This window comes from Paenibacillus sp. FSL R7-0189 (genome assembly GCF_037969925.1).
GTDB lineage: Bacteria > Bacillota > Bacilli > Paenibacillales > Paenibacillaceae > Paenibacillus_AQ > Paenibacillus_AQ odorifer.
Genome location: NZ_CP150223.1, coordinates 4,052,404 through 4,074,148, shown reverse-complemented (window position 1 = coordinate 4,074,148; position 21,745 = coordinate 4,052,404). Strand labels below are relative to the sequence as shown.

Here is a 21,745-nt window from a genome sequence, read left to right as displayed (position 1 = left end):
CAAAACTTGGGAGTGACTTCGCTTTGAATACATCCATCTGGGAGTTTATATTATCGCTGCTCAACATTATTTTTCTAGATCTTATTCTGGCGGGAGATAATGCCATTGTGATCGGACTTGCAGCGCGTAATTTACCGTCCGACACGCAAAAAAAGGCTATCGTATTTGGAACAGCAGGCGCTGTAGTGTTGCGGATCTTCGCAACGATTCTGGTCGTATGGCTGTTGAAAATCCCCTGGTTACTGCTTGCCGGAGGGATTTTACTCATTCTGATTGCCTATAAGCTGTTAACCAGTGAGAACACTTCAACAGATATCAAGGCAGGTCAAAGCTTGTGGTCCGCTGTAGGTACAATCATTTTAGCTGATGCTGCCATGGGCCTTGATAATGTGATCGCCATTGCCGGAGCTGCCAAGCATAATATCTCACTGGTTATCATAGGACTGCTGATCAGTGTTCCCATCGTGGTGTGGGGAAGTACCCTTTTTATTAAATTAATCAACAAATATCCATGGATCATTTATATTGGTTCTGCTGTCTTAGGCTTTACTGCTTCAAGTATGATGACAGATGAACATCAGCTTGCGCCATTTTTTGATCATCATCCGCTGCTCAAATATCTGTTTATAATCGTGATCATTATAGGTATCTTGGCAGCGGGACATTGGAAACGCCAATCAAAACCAGAAGAGCCTCAGGAGGGCACAATCGTCTAAACCACAAAAAACTGCCTCAGAACGTAGATTTCACTACACTCCAAGGCAGTTTTTTGGTTTATTATTTTAGAACCATTCTTCCTGTAATCCCGCCTCGACACTTACAACATCACTAGGCTTCTCATCTCCATAAGGAGTGATTAACACGGTCTCTGTGGCTTCAATCGCCGCTTCCAGAAGTTCAGAATATCCCGGAAGCGTAGCCTCTATCTTATCCACAATCCGTAAATTCGGATTTGTTGTAGGTGATTTTGGAACAAATAAAGTACAACAATCCTCATAAGGAAGGATAGACAACTCATAGGTGCCGATGTTCTTCGACAGGTCCACGATATCACTTTTGTCCATCATTACCAGCGGACGCAGAAGGGGGAGGGTTGTCGCCCGGCCAATCACGTTCATGCTTGGCAAGGTCTGGCTAGCGACTTGTCCCAGACTATCCCCGGTTACAATCGCCAATGCACCTTCGCGCTCCGCAAGCTGGGTAGTAATTCTCAGCATTGCCCGCCGCATCAGTGTAATAATCAGATTATCCTGGCCGATGCCGGTAAAGGAAGTCTGCACTTCTGTAAAGGGTACCAGATGCAGCTTGATTACACCCGCATAGCGTGACAATACTCGCGCAAGATCCACAACCTTTTGTCTAGCAAGCTCGCTTGTATAAGGATAACTGTAGAAATGCACGCACTCCACTTCAAGTCCGCGCCGCATGGATGACCAGCCTGCTACGGGACTATCAATGCCACCGGACAGCAACAACATCGCTTTTCCGTTAGTGCCTAATGGAAATCCACCTACACCGGCAATATTTTCACAGAAAATATAAGTATGTCCCTGACGAATTTCGACCCTCAGCTCTAATTCAGGCGATTTAACGTCTACGGTGAGGCCAGGATATCCTTGCAATAGTGGTGTCGCGATCAGTTTATTCATCTCAATGGAGCCGTAAGGGAACTCTTTCCATACCCGCCGAGCATTAACCTTAAATCTGGTGCCCGGAGCAGGCGCGATTATCTCCAAAAATTGACGGCTTACCGCTACAATATCCTCAAGCTCTGACTTAGAAACCTTCACTGGACTGACAGAAGCAATGCCAAAGACATTCTTCAGTGCTTGTACCAATTCAATCGCAGATTCCCCGTTCAGTTCCACGTAAATTCTTCCGAATTCCTTGCTCAGAACTACGTTTGGATAAGGCTTAATCAATTCCTTCACATGACGCAGTACGGTTTTTTCAAATCGGGTACGATTTTTGCCCTTTAAAGTAAACTCCCCAAAACGCAGGAGCAGCATATCAGCGTATTCTATACTATGGGCTCTGCCTTCTGCAGATTCCTTGTTCATCATGCTCATTTGTTACTTCATTCCTCCTTCAGCAATCTTTAAAGCTTGTACCGCAGTGGTTAATGCTTGCTCAAGCGCAGAGACATCCTCATCTGTATGACTGTCGCCAAGGCTAATACGAATCCCACCTAAAGCACTGGAGACATCTTTACCCATAGACAATAACACACGACTAGGCTCAGCCAGTCGTGAGGAGCAAGCCGAGCGGGTGGAGACTACCATCCCCAGTTCCTCCAGCTTGCGGGCGAATACCTCTCCCTTCATGCCAGGGTAAGAGAAATGCACAATATGGGGAGCTCCATCCTCTCTGCTGTTTATAACAAATTCAGGAACGGTGCGCAAGAAGCGTAATAATCGATCTCGGAGTGGAACCAACTGGGCAACGAAGGGTTCGCGCTGCTCACCACTCATGCGGATAGCTTTGGAGGATGCGACAATCGCAGGTACATTTTCAGTTCCAGCGCGTTGTCCTTCTTCATGAGAGCCCCCTGTAAGCAATGGGAATAGCTTAATTCCATCTTTGATATACAGTAATCCCACTCCACGTGGGCCTCGAAGCTTATGAGGAGACAGGCTATAAAGATCCACCTGCCAATCCTTTAGATCAACTGCAAGCTTACCATATCCCTGAACACCATCTACATGAAATAAGGTTCGCGGATTCACAGCTTTAATCAGCTTACCCATCTCTTTAAGCGGTTGTATCGTTCCAATCTCGTTATTGACATGCATCACACTAACAAGCACTGTGTCGCGCCGGACAGCAGCAGCTACGCGCTCAGGATCAACAACGCCAGTGCTATCGGGTGCTACAAAAGTAACCTCCCAGCCCATTCGCTGCAATTGCAGGAAACTCTCATATACAGAGGGATGCTCTATTTCTGTAGTTACCAAATGGCGGCCTCTAGTCTGATATTGCAGAGCAGCGCCTTTTATCGCCAAATTATTGCTTTCCGTTGCACCAGAAGTAAATAGAATCTCCTGCGGTTGTACAGATAAAGCAGCAGCGCATACTTCACGCGACCGTCTGATCAGCTTACCCGCTTCACTGCCCGCACGGTGTAAAGAGGAAGGGTTCGCATAATGCAGCTTCATAATTTGTTCCATCGTCTGCACCACTTCTTCATAGGGCGGTGTAGCGGCGGCATAATCCCAGTAAAGCATATGTCAAATGTCTCCTTTACTTCGTTGAGTGAACTTATTATCGAAAAAGGATCAAACGGTGTTTCCCGTTTGATCCTTTTTATTATACCGCGTATTGAGCGCGAGCGCGTTCTATTTTGAAGATATAAGACTGTGTCTCTTTTGGAAGCAGGCTAAGTTTCTCCAATAATTCCTGATCATTGGTTACTCCAAGATCTGTTACCCGTCCCGGCCCTGCGTTGTACGCTGCAAGTGCCATCTTTTCCTCTCCGCCAAAGCGTTTCAGTTGATAAGATAAATAACGTACGCCGCCATCAATGTTTTGCGCCGGATCGAACGAATCAGTAACCCCTAAGCCGCTCGCGGTGCCATCCATAAGCTGCATTAAACCTTTAGCCCCTGCCGAAGAGACCACATTAGGATTAAACGAAGATTCAGTATCAATCACTGCTTTGATCAGATCAATCGGCACGCCATATTTAGCACTCGCCTTCTGGATGAGATCATCATAGCTTGTAGGTGTAGAACCCGTTATTTCCCCGGAAATTATGTTATTGAAGGTTTCTGTTGTCCCACCTATCTGCTGCCATAACAAGCTGCTGACTGAAGTTGCATCCGGGAGAGAGGTCAAATAGCTTGAACTTTCACTACTCGTTGACATTGCCTGAAGCATTGTCGCAAATCCAGAAGCTGAAACCCCCGTTGACCGTTCATTTCCATTCGCGGAGCTAGTTTTTTCGGTTGTAGCCTTAAGGTTGATCCATTTAAGCTGCCCTAACCCGTCGGTTACAGCGGGATTGATCTGCATGCTGGCGCACTCCTTTTTTTGTCCTACTCGAATCATATATAAGGTTTCGCGTTGAAATTTCGATGAATTACGGCTTAATCTTACATTTTATCTGAGATTATTGCTATATGTTGGAATGAAAAAACAGACTTCAGACCCTGATATTTAGGTCTAAAAGCCTGTTTAGATCAAAGCAATTCAGTTCTTTTTAGCGCGCAAAGGGAATCATCACGAAGTAGCTTAGTGTCGCAACAATCCCTAAGCCCATTGCCCATGCCCCAAGCGTTTTTTGCTCTTTGACATAGGAATAATAACCAACTACGGCAGCGATGGGTCCGAGAATAAAGGACCAGATGAACAATGAGGCGATTCCCATCCCCAGTCCAACATACCCCATTACCCGGCTTCCACTATATTCCGCTTCACTGTCCTTGCGCTCTTCCACTATACGCGGGGCATCCCGTACCTGCATTGGAACCGGATTTACCTCAGCAGCGTATTCTTCGCGATGCTCTCTGTCCCGACGAGGATAGTCCACTCTCCGCGGACGAAGAATGACTTTTCTCGGAACGGATTGTTCCCGTGATGAGCTTGATTCATTATCCTTTTCTGTGTCCATTCTGGCGGCCTCCTAAGCGTTCGGCTTAAACGTCAGACAACATGTTGCAGATGATGTACTGGCATGATCGCGGTGACCTTCATTCGTCATTTCTTCAGCATATTCTTCCTTATAACCATTGCCTACGTGCTTATCGATCTCAATGACAATTTCTTCAGCCCGGCATAAATTATGCTCGCCCCAATAATGACAATTGCTCACGCTACATTTTACTAATGGTTTTTCACTCGACATAATTATCACCTCGGCTTCATTATGTCCGCTCCATTTACCCGCTATTCGACAGAGTGGTTTCCAGTTGATGTATCGAGACAGGCTTTCAATCCACGCAAAAAAGGACCAGCTCATCGTCATTACAAAATGACAAAGTGCTGATCCCTTTAGATCACTATTTAGAAGTTAAACCTGATTTTGCATACGTTTCTCGGTCAAATAGTCGTTCTCATAATAAATGAGATCATCGCGAAGATCTTCATACGTTTTGGTGATTTCTAGGATGATATCACGTGCGGGACGTACTGGCTTTTTGCGGAAACGGATTGCATCCTGACCAGTATAAGCGTAACGGCCATCTTCAGAATAGCTTTCATTTTTCGGATAAAAGAAGTTGTTCACGCCATAGTGATATACATTATAAAGCGCTTTCTGTGCAAAAGATTCATCGAATGTCGCACGACGCAGCGCAACGCCTAATTTCTCATATGACATTTCCGAGAACACTAATAGATGACGAAGATCGGACAGAAAACCTTGGTAAAATTGTACAGTTTCCTCATCTCCCTCAACTACAAGCTGAGGCAATGCATGCTCATTTAGAAATACTTCCATTTTGTCGATTACCACTTTAAGTTTATCTCTCGTCGATTCACATAATTTCTGCACATTGGCTGCTGACATAGCGGTTGCTCCTCCTTATTATTCCCTGCTCTTGTAGTCAATAAAGTTAATCCTCTGAAAGAAACCGCCCTAAGGACGTATCTCTTTATTCTTGCAATATCAGGATGTGAACACAGAGAAGTCTAACCTTCTGAACAATTATTAAGAACAACATCTAATGAGGTATCTCTTACAAAATCAAGAAGACAATTCGAGATACTTATTCTCTCTGATATTATCATAAAAAACGTTAGGAAGGTATCCTTTTCTAAGATGCATAAAAGATACGCTCTCTTCTAAACCTATAGACATTACATTGCATAGAGGAGCGGAAATCATGTCACGAAAAAATCTAACAGTTGCAGGTTTGGTTACAGCAGCTTTTACAGTTGGGTTACTTACCTTTGCCCTGCGGCCTGCCACTAATGGGACGACCAGAGATGCCGCTAAAGTCGCTGTTCAGAATCCGGCTCCAACTTCAGCTTTGCATTCACCTCCAAATCCCTCTCAGGAAAAAACATTAAAGAAAACCTCCTTAAGCCAGGATGTGGAGGCGACAGATCATCTGAATAGAGTCGATGTCAGTAGACATTTAACTAAACTCCTGTCTGAAACAGACGGGATGTCTTCGATTCATGATAAATCAGTGTATGCGAAACGATTGCAGCAAGACCACGGGTTTATCTCCATGCTGATGTGGATCGATTTTCGCACACAAAAGACTGAGACCTTTAAGTCATCTTTTCCAAAAGGAACCGAACAGGAGAACAAGCAGCTTCTAAAATATCTCAAAACGGCAAAATCAGCAATCCACGGTCATCAATCCTATGAATCTCCAACGTTTACAATCGGTAAAGAAAAATATTACTTTATCGCTCAGCGGAACAAACAGAAAAATGTAGGGATTATTGCTCTTATCAACCAAAAGGTGCTTGGGCGTGTGGCAGACCATCAGCTGAAGAACCTGCGTCTCATTCCGTATCCTAAGGAAGGCAAATACCATGTGGAATCAGTCCATACCGATAACTTAAAGGACATTACGGTCAAGACCGGCCATGATAACGAAAATGCCAGCCATTTTTATGAGAATGAAATTGTAGTCCGTTTTCAGGGAAATGCTCCGACTCAAGGACAGCTCCAGACGATAACCGCCGATATCCACTGCAAGCAGCCACGCAAGCTGGGATATGCCTATATCTTTCGCTCTGAGAAGATGACCTACTATCAGCTCAAATCCTATTTCACCAACAAATGGCATCCCGAATATACGGAACCTCACTATATGTATTTAACCAATGATACCATCACTAAAAACGCTGAAGGAACTGTCACTCCTAACGACATGTTATTCTCCACTTACCAATGGAACCTCCCGGCGATTGAAACCGAGCTAGGGTGGAATCTTTCCAAAGGCAGCAAAGAAGTGGTTGTGGCCGTGGTGGATACGGGAGTACAGATTAATCATCCTGATTTACAAGGTAAGCTTTTAACTGGTTATAATGCCATTACCAATGGTTCCACACCCGAGGATGATGTAGGTCACGGTACACATGTATCTGGAATCATTGGCGCACTTGTTAACAACGGGGAAGGTGTAGCTGGCATCAGCTGGTACAATAAGATCCTCCCTGTAAAAGCGCTAGATAACTCAGGTGCCGGAACGACTTATTCCGTAGCAGAAGGTATCATATGGGCAGCTGACAATGGTGCAAAGGTTATTAACTTAAGTTTAGGGAATTATGCCGACTCTCAGTTCCTTCATGATGCGATTAAATACGCCTATGACCGGGACATCGTGCTTGTGTCTGCAGCAGGCAATGATAATACAGAGCGGCCTGGATACCCTGCAGCTTATCCCGAAGTGATTGCAGTGGCTGCTACAAATGCTTCAGGGGAAAAAGCCTCCTTCTCCAACTACGGCGATTATATTGATGTCGCTGCACCCGGAGAAAGCATCGCAAGCACCTATCCGGACAGTCAATATGCCGCTTTATCCGGCACGTCAATGGCCAGTCCCCATGTCGCTGCGCTGGCGGGTCTGGTACGTTCACTAAATCCTAATCTGACGAATAAGGAAGTTATGGACCTTATGACCAAAAACGCTGTGGATCTGGGAACTTCCGGCCATGATAAATATTTTGGCTGGGGTCAGGTCGATATTTATAAAACGCTACAAGCGGCAAGCGGCAATCAAGTCCCATTGCAGCTTTTCCCTCAACATGTACGCCAGCAAATGAATCAATTAAAACAAAGAACAAAGAACACCCCTTAACCGTGTCATTGCAAAAACCGGCCAAGTAAGTGAAGAAACCGCTGCAACCCTTCCTCCATCTCCGGTTCCTTCATTTGAGAATAGCAAAGACGGATGTGGCGGGAAGGCGTTTCCGCAGAGTAACAGACATCACCGGGTAAAAAAGAAATGCTCTCCTGTTCCGCCAAGTCATGCAGGCTTGCGATATCAGGAGAAGGGGGCAGCTCCAGCCAGAGATTAAGTCCTCCCTCTGGTAGCATATAGTTCACTCCAGGCGGCGCGTACAGCTTCAGAAGCTTCGCCGCCTTTTCCATACGACCACGCAGTGTAATTCGTAGCTGTGCTGCGTAGGCGTCGTATTTTTCAGCGATGAAGGGTAATACAGCCTTCTGTGTCAGCAAGGGACTTCCTAGGTCACTCGCAGATTTAGCGGCGATCAGCCGGGACAGAATATTTCCTTCTGCTGCTACACAGGCGATTCGGCAACCAGGAGCAAGTACTTTGCTAAAGCTTTTCATATAGACTACATGTCCATCGGGATCCATTGATTTAATCGCCCTGGGTGGAGGTGCATGGAAATATAAATCACTAAATGGGTCATCCTCAACAATGAGGCAACGGTAGCTGCGCGCTAATTCCAGCAGTCGTTGCCTTCTTGTGATGCTCATAGTTACGCCGCTTGGATTTTGAAAAGTAGGGATGGTATAAATTAGCTTTGGGGGTCTTTGATCACACATTTTTGTAAGAACATCCACCCGCATCCCTTCACTATCCGTAGGTACAAAAATCATCTCTGCACCTCGTCCCGCAAATACATCAATAGCACCAGTATAGCTAGGCGCCTCAAGATAGACTGTATCTCCAGGACCAACAAATGTACGAGCCACCAGATCAATGCCTTGCTGGGTCCCGCTGGTTATCATCAAATCGGAAGAAGTGAGTGAAACCCCACGCGATTTCAAATGTTCTCTCATGACATTCCGCAGCTCAAGATCTCCCTGAAAATTCCCGTAGGTTGCCATAAGCTCCGGTTGCTCTTTGACCAAGGAGGTGTAGGTGTCACCGATATCGTGAAGCGGCAGCAGCTCACTGTGGATGGCGGCTAAATGAAAGGGATATTTCACTTCCGAAACATCAAAATTCCGCCAAAGCTGAGCCCGCGGCAAATAATCATCATATAAATCCTGCCAGCAACCCTCTTCGTGACGTCTATTATGGGTTGGATCGGCTACAAAGCAGCCTTTGCCCTGTCTGCAGTAAATAAGTCCTCGTCTCTCAAGCATATCGTAAGCCTTGCTCACTGTAACCTGACTCACGTTCAATGTTATAGCTAGACTTCTAACGGAGGGCAGCCGGACACCTTGCTGAAGCAGTCCTGATGAGATCCGCTGACTGAGGGTTTCACTGATTTGATGGGGCAGAGTTTTGCTGCCGCTGCGATTCAAATCGATATGCATGAACCCTTCACCTCCACTGTTATATTCAACGCTTTACTGTTATACAGCGCTCCTATTATGATAGCATCAAATCGAAAGGTGGAGAACTAATTTATGGATATCAAATACTCAACGGCAGCCAATCATCTAGGGTCATCAGCAGTTCGGGAGATTCTAAAAGTTACACAGGGCAATGACATCATTTCACTTGCAGGCGGGCTGCCTGGGGAGGATTTGTTTCCCTTGGAGGCCGTACGCGATGCCTATAATCGTGTGCTCTCCAGCGATACCTCAGCGCTTCAATATGGGCTAACCGAGGGTTTTACTCCACTACGTGACAAAATCGCTGAAAGACTTACCCGGCAAGGCATCCCGGTTACATCCTCTGAGATGGTGCTGACTACAGGCTCACAGCAAGCTATAGATCTGTTATGCAAAATATTGCTGGATCCCGGCGATGCAGTTTTTGTGGAAGCGCCCACCTATCTGGCAGCACTACAGGTACTCGGTTCTTACCGGGCTGCTATTCATACGATACCAAACGACGAACATGGCATTCTGCCAGATCAATTGGAGGAGCAGATTCGGGTACATCGGCCAAAACTGCTCTACGCAGTTCCGACCTTCAACAATCCGTCTGGAGCAACCTGGAGTAAAGAGCGCCGCGAGCAGGTGGTTGAAATCTGCCGCCGTTACAGTGTTCTTATTCTAGAGGACAATCCCTATGGAGAAATAACCTTTGATGAAGATAAAACTCTATATCCCCCCTCACTAGCCTCCATCGATAGAAGCTTCGGCGGGGATTATTGTGTAGTCTACACAGGGACCTTCTCCAAAATCGTCGCCCCTGCCCTGCGCACGGGTTGGATTATCGGCGATTCCGAACTAATCAAGACCATCGCCAAGGCGAAGCAAGCAGCCGATCTGCATTCCAGCACCATCGACCAGCGTGCTTTAGATGAACTGCTGTTACATTTTGATATTGAGCAGCATATCCGCCTCATCTCAAGAGAGTATCATTCGCGTATGAAGCTCCTGTCCGCGGAGCTCAGATCACATAACTGGGAAGGAGCATATTTCCTTGAACCAAGAGGCGGCATGTTCCTATGGCTTACACTTTCCGAAGAGATTAACACTAAGGAATTACTCCCGCTGGCAGTGGAAAACGGAGTAGCGTTTGTTCCAGGAGAGGTATTCTATTCAGCGGAGCCTCACAAAAGCAAAATGCGCCTTAACTTCACGCATACGCCACCCGAACTAGTTCCTGTTGCTGTTCAACGTCTAGAGAAAGCATTGGTTCAATGGCAGCAAAATCAAAACATCGTTCGGTCGTGAATAACTGCTCATAATCAATAGCCACGATAGCTAATTAAAACGGCTTCTCCATCCTTTATTGGACGGAGAAGCCATTTTTTGTGAGCAGATTTCTGCGTTTTCACTTTTGCGCATTTGCAGAATGTTACCTTTACGCATTTCTGCAAATCAAATTTTCGCATTTCTACTTTTAGCATTTTTGCAAATCTCATTTCGCAATTCCACATTGAGCGTTTCTGCTCAGCTTATTTCGTATCTTCACATTTCACATTCAGCGATTTTCACACGTCATATTTCTGATTTCCACATTTCAGCGCCTCTACAGATCACATTTTCCTATTTCCACATTCAGCAATTTTTGCTCGTCATATATCGCATTCCACATTTCAGCCTCTCTACACATCTCATTTTCGTATTTCCCCATTCAGCAATTTTTACACATCACATATCGCATTCCCACATTTCGCCGTCGGCATCACCAAAAACATCCTTTAGTTACTCAACACATCTGCCATTCAACTAATCCGATTTCACAGCGAAGTTACAGCCAGAGGTTACAATTGATATTTTGCTACTAACTCCAATCTTCCCGCAGAAGATTAGCCAAGCTCCGCATTGCGCAGTTTGCTAGCTACTAATCTAATTCTGGCGTCAAAGTAACTATGGAGTTCTGGAGTTCTGGAGTTCTGGAGTTCTGGAGTTCTGGAGTTCTGGAGTTCTGAGTTCGGGAGTTCGGGAGGTTCGTATCGGACCCCAGCGCTCTTATTTGCATCAATTCCGCTCATTTAGTTTGCTATCGGACTCCATAGTCACTATTGGATTCAAAACGCCCGATATCCACCCTGTTTATGCCGAATAACGGCTCTCCAGTCCGAAACTCCTCCAAAAAGGCATAAAATACACAAATAGCTGCATCTCGGTCCGTTAGCATATCAGCCCATCAACCATCTGCCATCTGCCATCAGTCATCAACCATCAACCATCAGCCATCAGCTCATCAACCACCAGTCATCAGCCCATCAGCTCATCAACCATCTGCCATCTGCCATCTGCCATCTGCCATCAGTCATCAACCATCAGCCATCAGCCATCAACAATCAGCTCATCAACCATCAGCTCATCAACCATCAGCCATCAGCCCATCTGCGGCTAGCAATTCTTTTAAAAAATCCAATTTCTGCATATCACGTTACTAAACACCTGCATTTTCACGCATTCACTGCTTTATATATTTGCCTTATCCGCATTTGTTTGCAACAAAAAAGGCGACGTAGCCGGGTTACCGGGATACGTCGCCGTTTGTATGGTGTTGTTATTATAACGTTGCAGTTAGGAAAGTTTGCCGTAAGCCGGGTTCTGTGCTCGTCGTGGTTCGATCGGGAACTACCCTCCCACCATAAGCGACAATCATCTATCTAGGCCATACATTACTGCACAGCTCCAGCGACCAACCTAGACGCGCCTCAGGCTAAGGCTGCTTATTCAGCTGCGTCTCATTAGGTCTTGCTCCAGATGGGGTTTACCAGGAACGAAGTCACCAGCGTTCCTCGGGGTCTCTTACACCTCGGTTCCATCCTTGCCTGTGCCGCCCTAAGGCGGCCATCGGCGGTCCATTTCTGTGGCACTATCCTTCAGCTCGCGCCGACTGGACGTTATCCAGCATCCTGCCTTATGGAGCCCGGACTTTCCTCCCGTGACGTCTTCACGTCACCGGCGATTGTCTGTCAAACTTTCCGAACAACATTATATATTATACAGACATCACATGTCTGGCACAAGCATTATTAAATGGCAATTTTATAGGAACTTAAATGGCTCCGTATTCACCTGCGAAGCATGTACAGCTGTATCATACTTATGCTCGGCCAATTTTCCAGCCATCCACTCCGCTACTTTCTCTTTCATGATCTTCTCCGCATTATGTCCCGGATCAATCAGAGTGATTCCGGCGAGCGCAGCATCCTGAACTGTATGATAATCCAGATCCCCAGTAACCAGGACATCCGCACCACGGAAAATAGCACTGTTATAATACTTTCCACCCGAGCCACCGAGAACAGCGGCTTTACGAATCGGACGGTCCAAATCACCAACAACCCGTACATGGTCTACCTTCAGACCTTTTTTTACCGTCTCCACGAATTGTCCAAGGGTTGTAGGCTCTTTGAGCTTTCCTACCCGCCCAAGTCCTAAGCTGCGGCCCTTAAGATCCATTGAATATAAATCATAGGCAACCTCTTCATAAGGATGGGCCTTAAGCATAGCCTGCACCACTTTATTGCGGATGGAGTGCGGGACGATCGTCTCAATACGAATTTCCTCGGCACGTTCCATCTTACCTTTTTCCCCGATATAAGGATCCGTGCCTTCTCCTGGAATAAAAGTACCGTATCCCTCGATATTGAAGCTGCAATGACTATAGTTGCCAATTGCACCGGCTCCAGCATTCAGAATAGCATCCAGAACCTTCTGATGATGATCCTTCGGCACAAATACTACCAGCTTTGATAATTGCTCTGAATGAATGTCTTTGATGGGTACTCCGTTTTCTATGCCAAGAGCTTCAGCCATCCAATCATTCATTCCACCCTCGGTAACATCCAGATTCGTGTGGCTGATGTACACCGCAATGTCATTCTTGATTAATTTTTCATACATTTTGCCCGTCGGTGTGTCTGTCTGGATTCCTTGCAATGGACGGAAAATAATCGCATGATGCGCAATAATCAAATTGCAGCCTAGACGAATCGCTTCTTCAACTACCTCATCATTCACATCTAAAGCAACTAATACATTAGTTATTTCTTTTTGCAGCGTGCCCAGTTGAAGGCCAATTTTGTCCCAATCCTCAGCTAAATGCTTAGGAGCCAGTTGCTCCATATACTGAATTACTGTTTGTCCCTTGGCAAACATTGTAGCACCTCCGTAATTTCCCTGATCTGACCTTGAATCTGTTTCCGTTTATTCTCAGCAGATTCTAGTTCTGAACGTGACAACGATGTTAAAATGCCTTCCAATTTCTGAATCTCACCCTGCCACTTAACAAAAAACACAGCATTTGGCGCTTGAAGCAACCATGGTCCCATTTGCAGCAAGGCCTCTTGCCCAAGGACCTTAGTGGAATCCCCCAAGGTTAAGTCACGATATACACTTTCATTTGTAATTCCAGCGTCCGCATTTTCTGGTACAGCCGTCAATACTTCATATAGCTTCCCGTCTTCTTCCAAAATTCTCTCAGCTACGAGTACCCATTTATTATTTAATAACCAGCGGCGCAAAATATCCTCGCCTACATTCGGCTGAAGTAAAAGGGTTGTAACATCTTTTAGCTTACCTTGGCTTTGACCCCGGTCCAGAATCGCGGCAATTAATGCGCCTCCCATGCCAGCAATCGTGATACAATTGACTTCACCAGGTTCCAGAACCTCAAGGCCGTCTCCTCGGCGCACCGAGATCACCTTCCCTAGTCCAGCCTCTGCAACGCCCTTACAAGCAGCATCAAAGGGACCCGGGTTTACTTCACCTGCAATTGCAAACACAGCCTTACCGCTTTCGACAGCGGCCACAGGAAGCAAGGCATGATCGGAACCAATATCTGCTAATCTGCTTCCTTGCGGAATTTGCTCCAGCAATTGCTGAAGCCGATCTGATAATTTCACATTGTTCATGTTGCCACCCACGTTATCCATTTTTTTCGAAACCCGAACAACAAAGCTAACCCTGCTGCAATCTTTAGGATCAGCATCAATGAAATCCACTGCGGATAATCCTGTCTTAATAAAAGAGCGTCAAGCTCTGGCATGATCCAAAGCGATACTCCCACTGCAAAATAAACACTGGCAACACCGCTTACCTTATGATGCAAAAGCCAGCTTAACCATACCATCAGCACACACAATGGCAGCCATAGGAACTCCAGTTCAAATATAGAGGCCTCCGGGCTTCTTCCACCGAAGAACCCTGCATACAGTAATGCCCAAAAAGCAAAACCACAGTACTGCAACAAACCTATCCGGAGTAAAAATCCCAAAATACACCATAACAAGCCGCAGCACCCAATTAGAATAGGCCTCCAGAGCTGAGGATCCAGATCATGCAAATCAATCAGCCATAGCCCAAAACCAAGCGTTAAAACACTGCCCAGCCCCGCTAGGATAAGACTGATAACATTGTTCCGGTCCTTATAAACGGCGGAGTATCCATAACAAATAATTAATACAGATAGTGCGGTTGCAAGTTGCAAAGGCCAAGGAAAAACGCTAAAATAAAGACTAATCAAGAAAATCAAGGAAATAATTCCAAAAGAAAACAGCCAAATTTTGATGCTTCCCTGCTGTAAATTTCTCAGCGAAATTGGATTGTTATCCTTATTCGCATCCTCATCGTCATACAGATTGGTTAAGAAATCGCAATACTGCTCTGGCAGCAACCGGCTTTTTCTCCAATACTGAATCTCTTTTATAATGATGTCGCGTTTTTCCAAATTCACTGGTTCATCCTTCTTTCCAGATACACAAGGTCAACACATTTTTTACCAGCGTAAATTCAAATAAAAGAACCTCCTGCCACTGAGCAGCAGAAGGTCCAGTTCATGAAATACTATTCAAGGAAATCCTTAAGCCGTTTACTGCGGCTAGGGTGACGAAGTTTGCGCAATGCTTTGGCTTCGATCTGGCGAATCCGTTCCCGGGTAACACCAAACACCTTGCCGACTTCTTCAAGCGTTCTTGTCCGTCCATCATCAAGGCCAAAACGCAGGCGAAGTACATTCTCTTCACGCTCCGTGAGCGTGTCCAGCACATCCTCCAGTTGTTCCTTCAGGAGTTCATAAGCCGCTGCATCCGCAGGAGCCAATGCTTCCTGATCCTCAATGAAATCTCCCAGATGAGAGTCATCTTCTTCACCAATTGGTGTTTCCAAGGATACAGGTTCTTGGGCAATCTTCATGATCTCTCTAACTTTCTCAACCGTCAGTTCCATCTCAGCCGCAATTTCCTCTGGGGAAGGTTCGCGTCCCAGTTCTTGCAGCAATTGGCGAGAAACCCGAATCAGCTTGTTGATCGTTTCCACCATGTGTACAGGAATACGAATGGTACGCGCCTGATCCGCAATCGCACGAGTGATGGCCTGGCGAATCCACCAAGTAGCATACGTACTAAATTTGAATCCCTTATTATGGTCAAATTTCTCTACTGCTTTGATCAGACCCATATTACCTTCCTGAATCAGATCCAGGAACAGCATACCGCGTCCGACATAACGTTTCGCGATACTTACTACGAGACGCAGGTTCGCTTCTGCAAGACGGCGTTTAGCTTCTTCATCGCCATTCTTAATCCGCATAGCAAGCTCAACTTCATCGTCAGCCGACAACAAAGGAACGCGTCCGATTTCTTTTAGATACATACGGACAGGGTCATTAATCTTGATCCCTGGTGGCAGTGACAGATCGTCATCAAAGCTGAAATCATCGCTGTCTTTATCCTCATTATCCTCACTTGGTCGGAGGCTGTTAACCTCTTCATCGTTCTCGTTTACAACCTCAATTCCCAAATCACTGAGTTGCTCGTAGAACTCCTCCATTTGCTCGGGGTCTTGATCAAACGGCGATAATTTCTCCATAATATCTTTGTAATTTAATGATGATCTTTTCTTACCTTGCTCAATGAGCTGATCCTTCACCTGATCCAAAGTAAATTCTGCTTCCAATTCAGTATGCTGATCGTTCGCCATAATTCGACTCCCTCCTCCCTAGGTACATCCTGTCAACATGTCATTGTCTCTCTAGGGCTATAATCTCACTTGCTATTTGTGCCGCACGCAAAAAGTCACCTGACTTTTCAGCCTGAATCATCTCTTCACGCTTCTGTTCCATTTTGCGTTGCAGTGGGTATTTCCGCACTTCACGAATACAATCATCTAGAACCTGCATATTCCAGTCCGGAGGGGTATCCATCATGGATATTGATGTCGCAGTTTTCTCCAGACGATCATCCTGAAGTGATGATAGAAACCGACTAATGCCGGGTGGTTTGCCTTGCGCGTAATAGGCATATAGATAAGCAGCAATTGCCGCATGATCAACGATGTTGAAATCTTCTCCGAGGCGTTCGCCCACATACGTGGCGGCTTCCGGGTCCTGAATCATAAAGGACAATAGACGCCGTTCCGCGACATGATAAGCGGGTAGTAAGGTCGGTGTCTGCACCTGCCCTTTTTTATGCCTACCATTATTCCACCTTTTGTCGTTATTATCCCCTTCAGGGATGTTTTTTTGCATCGATGCCCTAAGTAAATTACAATCCTGCTTCAAACTATCATATGAAAGTTCGAGTTCAGCAGCGATTTCCTTCAGATAAACCTCTCGCTCTGTTGAGGAATGCAGTGAAGCAATAACTTCTAAGGCTTCCTTGACATAGGCGATTTTGCCATCTTCCTCTAGGAGTATATGGTTTTTTTTCAGATATATAAGCTTAAATTTTATGGATGAAACTGCTGAATCAATAACCTGATCTTTAAATCTTTCTCCTCCATGCTTGGAGATAAATTCATCCGGATCTACCCCGCTTGGCAGTAAGGCGATCTTTACACGCAGGCCGCTGCCTTCAAGCATCGGAATGGCCTTCATGGCTGCTGCTTGTCCCGCCCGGTCACCGTCGTAAGACAGTATAATTTCATCAGCCAGGCTCTTCATAAGTGCCACATGACCCTCCGTCAAGGACGTTCCCATCGTTGCTACGCCGTTATGCACACCCGCTTCCCAGGATGAGATGACATCTCCGTATCCTTCAAACAGGACGATTTGTCGAGTTTTGCGAATGGATGCTTTGGACTGGTGCAAATTGTACAATATCCGGCTTTTGTTAAACAATCTACTCTCCGGAGAATTTAAATACTTAGGTTGACCCTCTCCAAGTATTCTTCCGGCGAATGCGATTACCTTGCCTGTACGGTTGGCAATCGGAAAAATAATCCGGCCACGGAAACGATCCAAATAGCCTTTGCCCTCACCGCGGGCTGACAGAAGTCCGCCTTTCTCCATTTCCGCAAGGTCAAAATTTCGTTTCTCCAAAAACTGCAGCAAAGTATCCCAGCGGTCCGGAGCATATCCGATCTGAAACTGGTCAATCATTTTATCACTGAAGTTCCGGCCTCTTAAATAGTCCATAGCGGCTTTGCCGTGTTCCGTATTCTTCAGCAAGTAATGATAGAACTTTGCCGACCATTCATAAGCTTGAATCAACCGGTCGCGTTCCGGATCAGGGGGAGACATCATACCTCCCTTACCTTCTGGAACGGGAATATCACTTTCTTCAGCCATTATTCTGACAGCTTCGGGGAAGGTTAATCCTTCGATTTCCATCCTAAATTTGATGGCATTTCCACCCATACCGCAGCCAAAGCAATGAAATACTCCCCGGTCGGGGGTAACAGTAAAGGAAGGGGTTTTCTCCGAATGGAACGGGCAGAGGCCCCATAAATATTTCCCCTGCTTGGACAAATGAACAACCTTACCGACTGTATCGACTATATCATGACGCGCAAGCACGCTTTCGATAACCTCTTCCGGAATATTGCCGTGTCCGCTAGCCACTTCAACCACCTTCATCTCTTAACAAATAAATATAATTCGCTATTGCTACACATTCTCCTGCAAAAGTATTAAAAGTTTTGTCAGTTTATGTTGAAAATAAGTTTTTTCTTCTGCCGTTATGGGTTTTGGACCCTTGGAATAATGTCCCCGTCTTCGTTCCACGGCCCTGGCATGTCTTCCCTCCAACATAAAATCCATCTTGGAATTGTCGTATTCCTGACCACGAAATGAAAGCACACTGCATCGTTTACCTAGTGCAAGTGCCGCAAGACCATAATCTTGAGTCAGTACCACATCTCCTGCAGTAATATGATTGGCAATATATAGATCGGCACTCTGATCTCCTCGATCCACCTGCACAACCGTTACACCCTCTTCAGCTTTCAGTGCATGGTCATAAGAAGATACCATAAGTACCGGAACACCAAAGGTGCGACCTACCTCAGCGATCTCTTTTTTGACCGGACAAGCATCCCCATCCACCACTATCGTTCTAGACTGGGACTTCTCCATGATCATCACCAATTTCCCGTGTAATATATATACGCCCTCTCCGCAAGAAATCCTTCTTTCTAAGCATAAATACGGAACGGATGTCAAATGACGCATTGGCACCGTTCCGTATATTTATACCCCAAACCAACATTCTATACCATAAGATTCAAATTTTCTTGATTAAAATTACCAGACAAGCTTCGCGAAATCAGCGAACGACTTGGAGTCAGCATCAATACCAGCAAGCAGAGCCAAACGGTTAGCACGCACTTGCTCGTCCTCAGCCATAACCATAACGGAATCAAAAAATGTTGTAACGGCGTCTTTTAGACCCGAAAGAATCCGAAGTGCTTCTTCGGCATTTTTTGCCGCCATAGCTTCAAGGTAAGGTGTGTGAAGCTCCTGCCATGTATTGAAAAGCTGCATTTCGGCATCTTCTTTAAGTAAAGCAGGATCAATCACTTCACTAGTTGCTTTACTTGCCAAATTACTGACACGAGTAAGCGAATCCACGGTAATCTTGAAATCTGCTTGGTCGGACACAGCAGCCATAAGAGCACGACTTCTGCCCACAACATCTACTACGTCGTCAAAACCAGCCGCTGTAACAGCGTCCACAACATCATAGCGTACATTGTCAGATAAAAGACGTTTTACACGCAGACCGAAGAACTCGTACAGGTTTATACGTAGTTCATCTCCAGAATGTTTCGTATTTCCTGAATTTTCATGAATTTCAATCGCCGCTTCAAAAATTTCACGCAGCGTAATTGGCAATTTATGCTCAAGCACAATTTGAACAATTCCTGCAGCCTGACGGCGCAGCGCATATGGATCCTGAGATCCTGTCGGGATGATGCCGATGGAGAAGCAGCCAACAATCGTATCAATTTTGTCTGCTATGCTGACTACTGAACCCGCTTCTGTTGAAGGTACAGCATCTCCTGCAAATCGTGGCTGATAATGCTCGAAGATCGCTTTTGCCACAGTCTCAGGCTCGCCTGCTTTACGTGCATAATCTTCACCCATTGTTCCTTGCAGCTCAGGAAATTCATAAACCATTTGAGTTACAAGATCAAATTTACAAATATCCGCAGTGCGACTTACTTCGGACACAGCAGTAGCTGACAGTCCAAGCTTCACAGCCAGACGATCAGAGATTTGGCGAATACGGCGCACCTTATCCCCTACGCTTCCCAAATCTTCATGGTAAACAATGTTCTCAAGCTTGGCTAACGCATCGTCAATCTTCATCTTTTGATCTTCTTGATAGAAGAATTTGGCATCTGATAGACGAGCACGAAGCACTTTTTCATTTCCCTTAGCGATAACATCCAAGGATTCTGCATTCCCGTTACGTACCGTTACGAAGAATGGCAGCAGTTTGCCAGCTGCATCAAAAATAGGGAAATAACGCTGATGCTCACGCATCGAGGTAATCAGCACATCCTGAGGAATCTCTAAGAAAGATGGATCAAAGGTTCCAAAGAGCACGGTTGGTGTTTCTACCAAGAACAGTACTTCTTCCAAAAGATCTTCTTTAATCGCAATTGTCCAGCTTTTCTCTTCAGCCAATTTGTTGATTTGATCCAGGATGAGCGTTTCCCGTTCCTTCACATCCACAAGTACATGCTGCGCACGCATGCTCTCCACATATTGTGCAGGCTCCGAGATTACAGTCTCTGTACCCAGAAAACGATGTCCACGGCTCACATTACCCGCTTTTACATCCGTAATCTCCAAATCAATGATCTCTTTACCAAAAAGAGCAACCATCCAGCGAATCGGACGAACGAATTTAAAATCGTAAGCTCCCCAGCGCATGTTTTTCGGGAAAGTCATCGCATTTACAATACCCAGAAGTCCTTCTGTGAGCAAAGAAGCAGTCTCTACACCCGCACTATTTTTTGTGGCATAAATATATTCCACGCCAGCTAGCTCTTTAAACGTAAATTGCTCTGGAGATACACCCTGACTGCGGGCAAATCCTAGTGCAGCTTTACTCCAGTCGCCGTTAGCATCCAGCGCGATTTTGCGTGAAGGTCCTTTGACCTCTTCACTAATATCCTCTTGCTTCTCAGCCGCATCCTTAACAAATACAGCGAGACGACGCGGCGTAGCATATGCAGTAACTCCAGCATGGTTTATACGTGCAGAATCCAACCACTTGGACATTCTATCCTGCAGCTGTTCCATCGCAGCACGGATAAAACGTGCAGGAATTTCCTCCAGACCGATCTCAAACAGGATATCTTTAGACACGGTCAGCACCTTCTTTCTTCAGCAGCGGGAAGCCAAGCTTCTCGCGTTCCTCAAGATATGTTGCCGCTACGGAGCGGGCAAGATTACGCACTCGGGTAATAAATCCAGTCCGTTCAGTTACACTAATTGCTCCACGTGCATCGAGTAGATTAAAGCTATGTGAGCATTTCAACACATAATCGTAGGCTGGGAACACAAGATGCTTCTCCATCGCTCTACGCGCTTCCTCTTCATACATGTTGAACAGCGAGAATAACATTTTTACATCCGATACTTCAAAAGTGTAGGTAGAATGCTCAAACTCCGGCTGATGAAAAACATCACCATAAGTCATACCGCTTACCCATTCAAGATCGAACACATTTTCTTTATCCTGAATGTAAGAGGCTAAGCGCTCCATACCGTAAGTGATTTCTACAGCAACAGGGTTAGCTTCGATGCCACCTACCTGCTGGAAGTAAGTAAATTGAGTGATCTCCATACCGTCCAGCCATACTTCCCATCCCAGACCTGCACAGCCCAGTGACGGATTCTCCCAGTTATCCTCTACAAAACGGATGTCATGCAAGAGCGGATCAATACCGAGTGCTTTCAAGCTATCCAAATAGATCTCTTGAATGTTATCTGGTGAGGGTTTGATGATTACTTGGAATTGGTGATGCTGATACAGACGGTTCGGGTTCTCTCCATAACGACCATCGGAGGGACGACGTGAAGGCTCTACGTAAGCCACTCTCCAAGGCTCAGGACCTAGCGAGCGTAAAAAAGTCATAGGGTTCATCGTGCCGGCGCCTTTTTCTGTGTCATAAGGCTGTACGATGATACAGTTCTGTTCAGCCCAGAACTGCTGCAGTGTCAAAATCATCTGCTGGAAGTTCATAATACCGTCTCCTTCGCTTTACAAGTTT

The 21,745-nt window shown here is 45.8% G+C and carries 18 protein-coding genes and 1 other RNA gene; 3 read left to right on the top strand and 16 right to left on the bottom strand.

Features of this window, described 5'->3' with window-relative positions; translation table 11 throughout:
• The first annotated feature begins 23 nt into the window (after positions 1–23).
• Entirely contained in the window at positions 24–716 is a 693-nt protein-coding gene (locus MKY63_RS17650; protein ID WP_076098540.1) for a TerC family protein, read from the top strand.
• Positions 717–782: 66 nt separating this feature from the next.
• On the opposite strand, the gene thiI is transcribed toward MKY63_RS17650, so the two are convergent.
• The 6 genes from thiI to MKY63_RS17620 form a co-directional block, all read right to left on the bottom strand.
• Positions 783–2,063 carry a tRNA uracil 4-sulfurtransferase ThiI gene (thiI, locus tag MKY63_RS17645; RefSeq protein WP_256721462.1) on the bottom strand — a complete coding sequence of 427 codons (1,281 nt, stop codon included), beginning with the start codon at positions 2,061–2,063 and terminating at the stop codon, positions 783–785.
• A 9-nt stretch (positions 2,064–2,072) separates the two neighbouring features.
• Positions 2,073–3,224: a cysteine desulfurase family protein gene (locus tag MKY63_RS17640; RefSeq protein WP_076213934.1), complete on the bottom strand. Its 1,152-nt coding sequence runs from the start codon at positions 3,222–3,224 to the stop codon at positions 2,073–2,075.
• Between the two features lie 82 nt (positions 3,225–3,306).
• A complete protein-coding gene (locus MKY63_RS17635) occupies positions 3,307–4,011 on the bottom strand; it encodes a lytic transglycosylase domain-containing protein (RefSeq protein ID WP_038572880.1) in 705 nt (234 codons plus the stop codon).
• Positions 4,012–4,198: 187 nt separating this feature from the next.
• Positions 4,199–4,609 carry a hypothetical protein gene (locus tag MKY63_RS17630; protein ID WP_036683759.1) on the bottom strand — a complete coding sequence of 137 codons (411 nt, stop codon included), beginning with the start codon at positions 4,607–4,609 and terminating at the stop codon, positions 4,199–4,201.
• A 12-nt stretch (positions 4,610–4,621) separates the two neighbouring features.
• Positions 4,622–4,843: a DUF1540 domain-containing protein gene (locus MKY63_RS17625; RefSeq protein ID WP_036683762.1), complete on the bottom strand. Its 222-nt coding sequence runs from the start codon at positions 4,841–4,843 to the stop codon at positions 4,622–4,624.
• A gap of 165 nt (positions 4,844–5,008) precedes the next feature.
• Entirely contained in the window at positions 5,009–5,506 is a 498-nt protein-coding gene (locus MKY63_RS17620; RefSeq protein WP_036683764.1) for a YpuI family protein, read from the bottom strand.
• Positions 5,507–5,822: 316 nt separating this feature from the next.
• On the opposite strand from MKY63_RS17620, the gene MKY63_RS17615 reads away from it, so the two are divergent.
• Positions 5,823–7,757 carry a S8 family peptidase gene (locus tag MKY63_RS17615; protein ID WP_076213929.1) on the top strand — a complete coding sequence of 645 codons (1,935 nt, stop codon included), beginning with the start codon at positions 5,823–5,825 and terminating at the stop codon, positions 7,755–7,757.
• A 5-nt stretch (positions 7,758–7,762) separates the two neighbouring features.
• Here MKY63_RS17615 and MKY63_RS17610 read toward each other — a convergent pair whose 3' ends face one another.
• Positions 7,763–9,193, bottom strand: a complete 1,431-nt coding sequence (locus MKY63_RS17610; RefSeq protein ID WP_076275674.1) for a PLP-dependent aminotransferase family protein — start codon at positions 9,191–9,193, stop codon at positions 7,763–7,765.
• Between the two features lie 93 nt (positions 9,194–9,286).
• Here MKY63_RS17610 and MKY63_RS17605 point away from each other — a divergent pair, with 93 nt between their 5' ends.
• The gene (locus MKY63_RS17605; protein ID WP_038572889.1) at positions 9,287–10,507 is read left to right on the top strand and encodes a PLP-dependent aminotransferase family protein; all 1,221 of its coding nucleotides are present in this window, start codon (positions 9,287–9,289) and stop codon (positions 10,505–10,507) included.
• Between the two features lie 1,309 nt (positions 10,508–11,816).
• Here the strand turns inward: MKY63_RS17605 and rnpB are convergent.
• The 9 genes from rnpB to glyQ form a co-directional block, all read right to left on the bottom strand.
• Positions 11,817–12,219, bottom strand: an RNA gene (rnpB, locus tag MKY63_RS17600) — RNase P RNA component class A.
• 64 nt (positions 12,220–12,283) lie between these two features.
• Positions 12,284–13,399, bottom strand: coding sequence for a Nif3-like dinuclear metal center hexameric protein (locus tag MKY63_RS17595; RefSeq protein WP_036683794.1), 1,116 nt, complete (start codon positions 13,397–13,399; stop codon positions 12,284–12,286).
• Positions 13,375–14,145 (bottom strand): class I SAM-dependent methyltransferase, encoded by a 771-nt coding sequence (locus tag MKY63_RS17590; protein WP_076213990.1) that lies wholly within the window; start codon positions 14,143–14,145, stop codon positions 13,375–13,377. Before MKY63_RS17590 ends, MKY63_RS17595 begins: the two co-directional genes overlap by 25 nt.
• 5 nt (positions 14,146–14,150) lie before the next feature.
• Positions 14,151–14,975: a hypothetical protein gene (locus tag MKY63_RS17585; protein ID WP_076141828.1), complete on the bottom strand. Its 825-nt coding sequence runs from the start codon at positions 14,973–14,975 to the stop codon at positions 14,151–14,153.
• A 110-nt stretch (positions 14,976–15,085) separates the two neighbouring features.
• Positions 15,086–16,219 (bottom strand): RNA polymerase sigma factor RpoD, encoded by a 1,134-nt coding sequence (gene rpoD, locus MKY63_RS17580; RefSeq protein WP_036683799.1) that lies wholly within the window; start codon positions 16,217–16,219, stop codon positions 15,086–15,088.
• A 40-nt stretch (positions 16,220–16,259) separates the two neighbouring features.
• Entirely contained in the window at positions 16,260–18,080 is a 1,821-nt protein-coding gene (gene dnaG, locus MKY63_RS17575) for a DNA primase (RefSeq protein WP_036683805.1), read from the bottom strand.
• 45 nt (positions 18,081–18,125) lie between these two features.
• Entirely contained in the window at positions 18,126–18,599 is a 474-nt protein-coding gene (locus MKY63_RS17570; RefSeq protein WP_036683807.1) for a DUF188 domain-containing protein, read from the bottom strand.
• Positions 18,600–18,761: 162 nt separating this feature from the next.
• Positions 18,762–20,837 (bottom strand): glycine--tRNA ligase subunit beta, encoded by a 2,076-nt coding sequence (glyS, locus tag MKY63_RS17565; RefSeq protein ID WP_036683816.1) that lies wholly within the window; start codon positions 20,835–20,837, stop codon positions 18,762–18,764.
• On the bottom strand, positions 20,830–21,717 hold the full coding sequence (gene glyQ / locus MKY63_RS17560) for a glycine--tRNA ligase subunit alpha (protein ID WP_036683820.1): 888 nt from the start codon (positions 21,715–21,717) through the stop codon (positions 20,830–20,832). The genes glyS and glyQ overlap by 8 nt, the downstream gene beginning before the upstream one ends.
• Between the last annotated feature and the right edge of the window lie 28 nt (positions 21,718–21,745).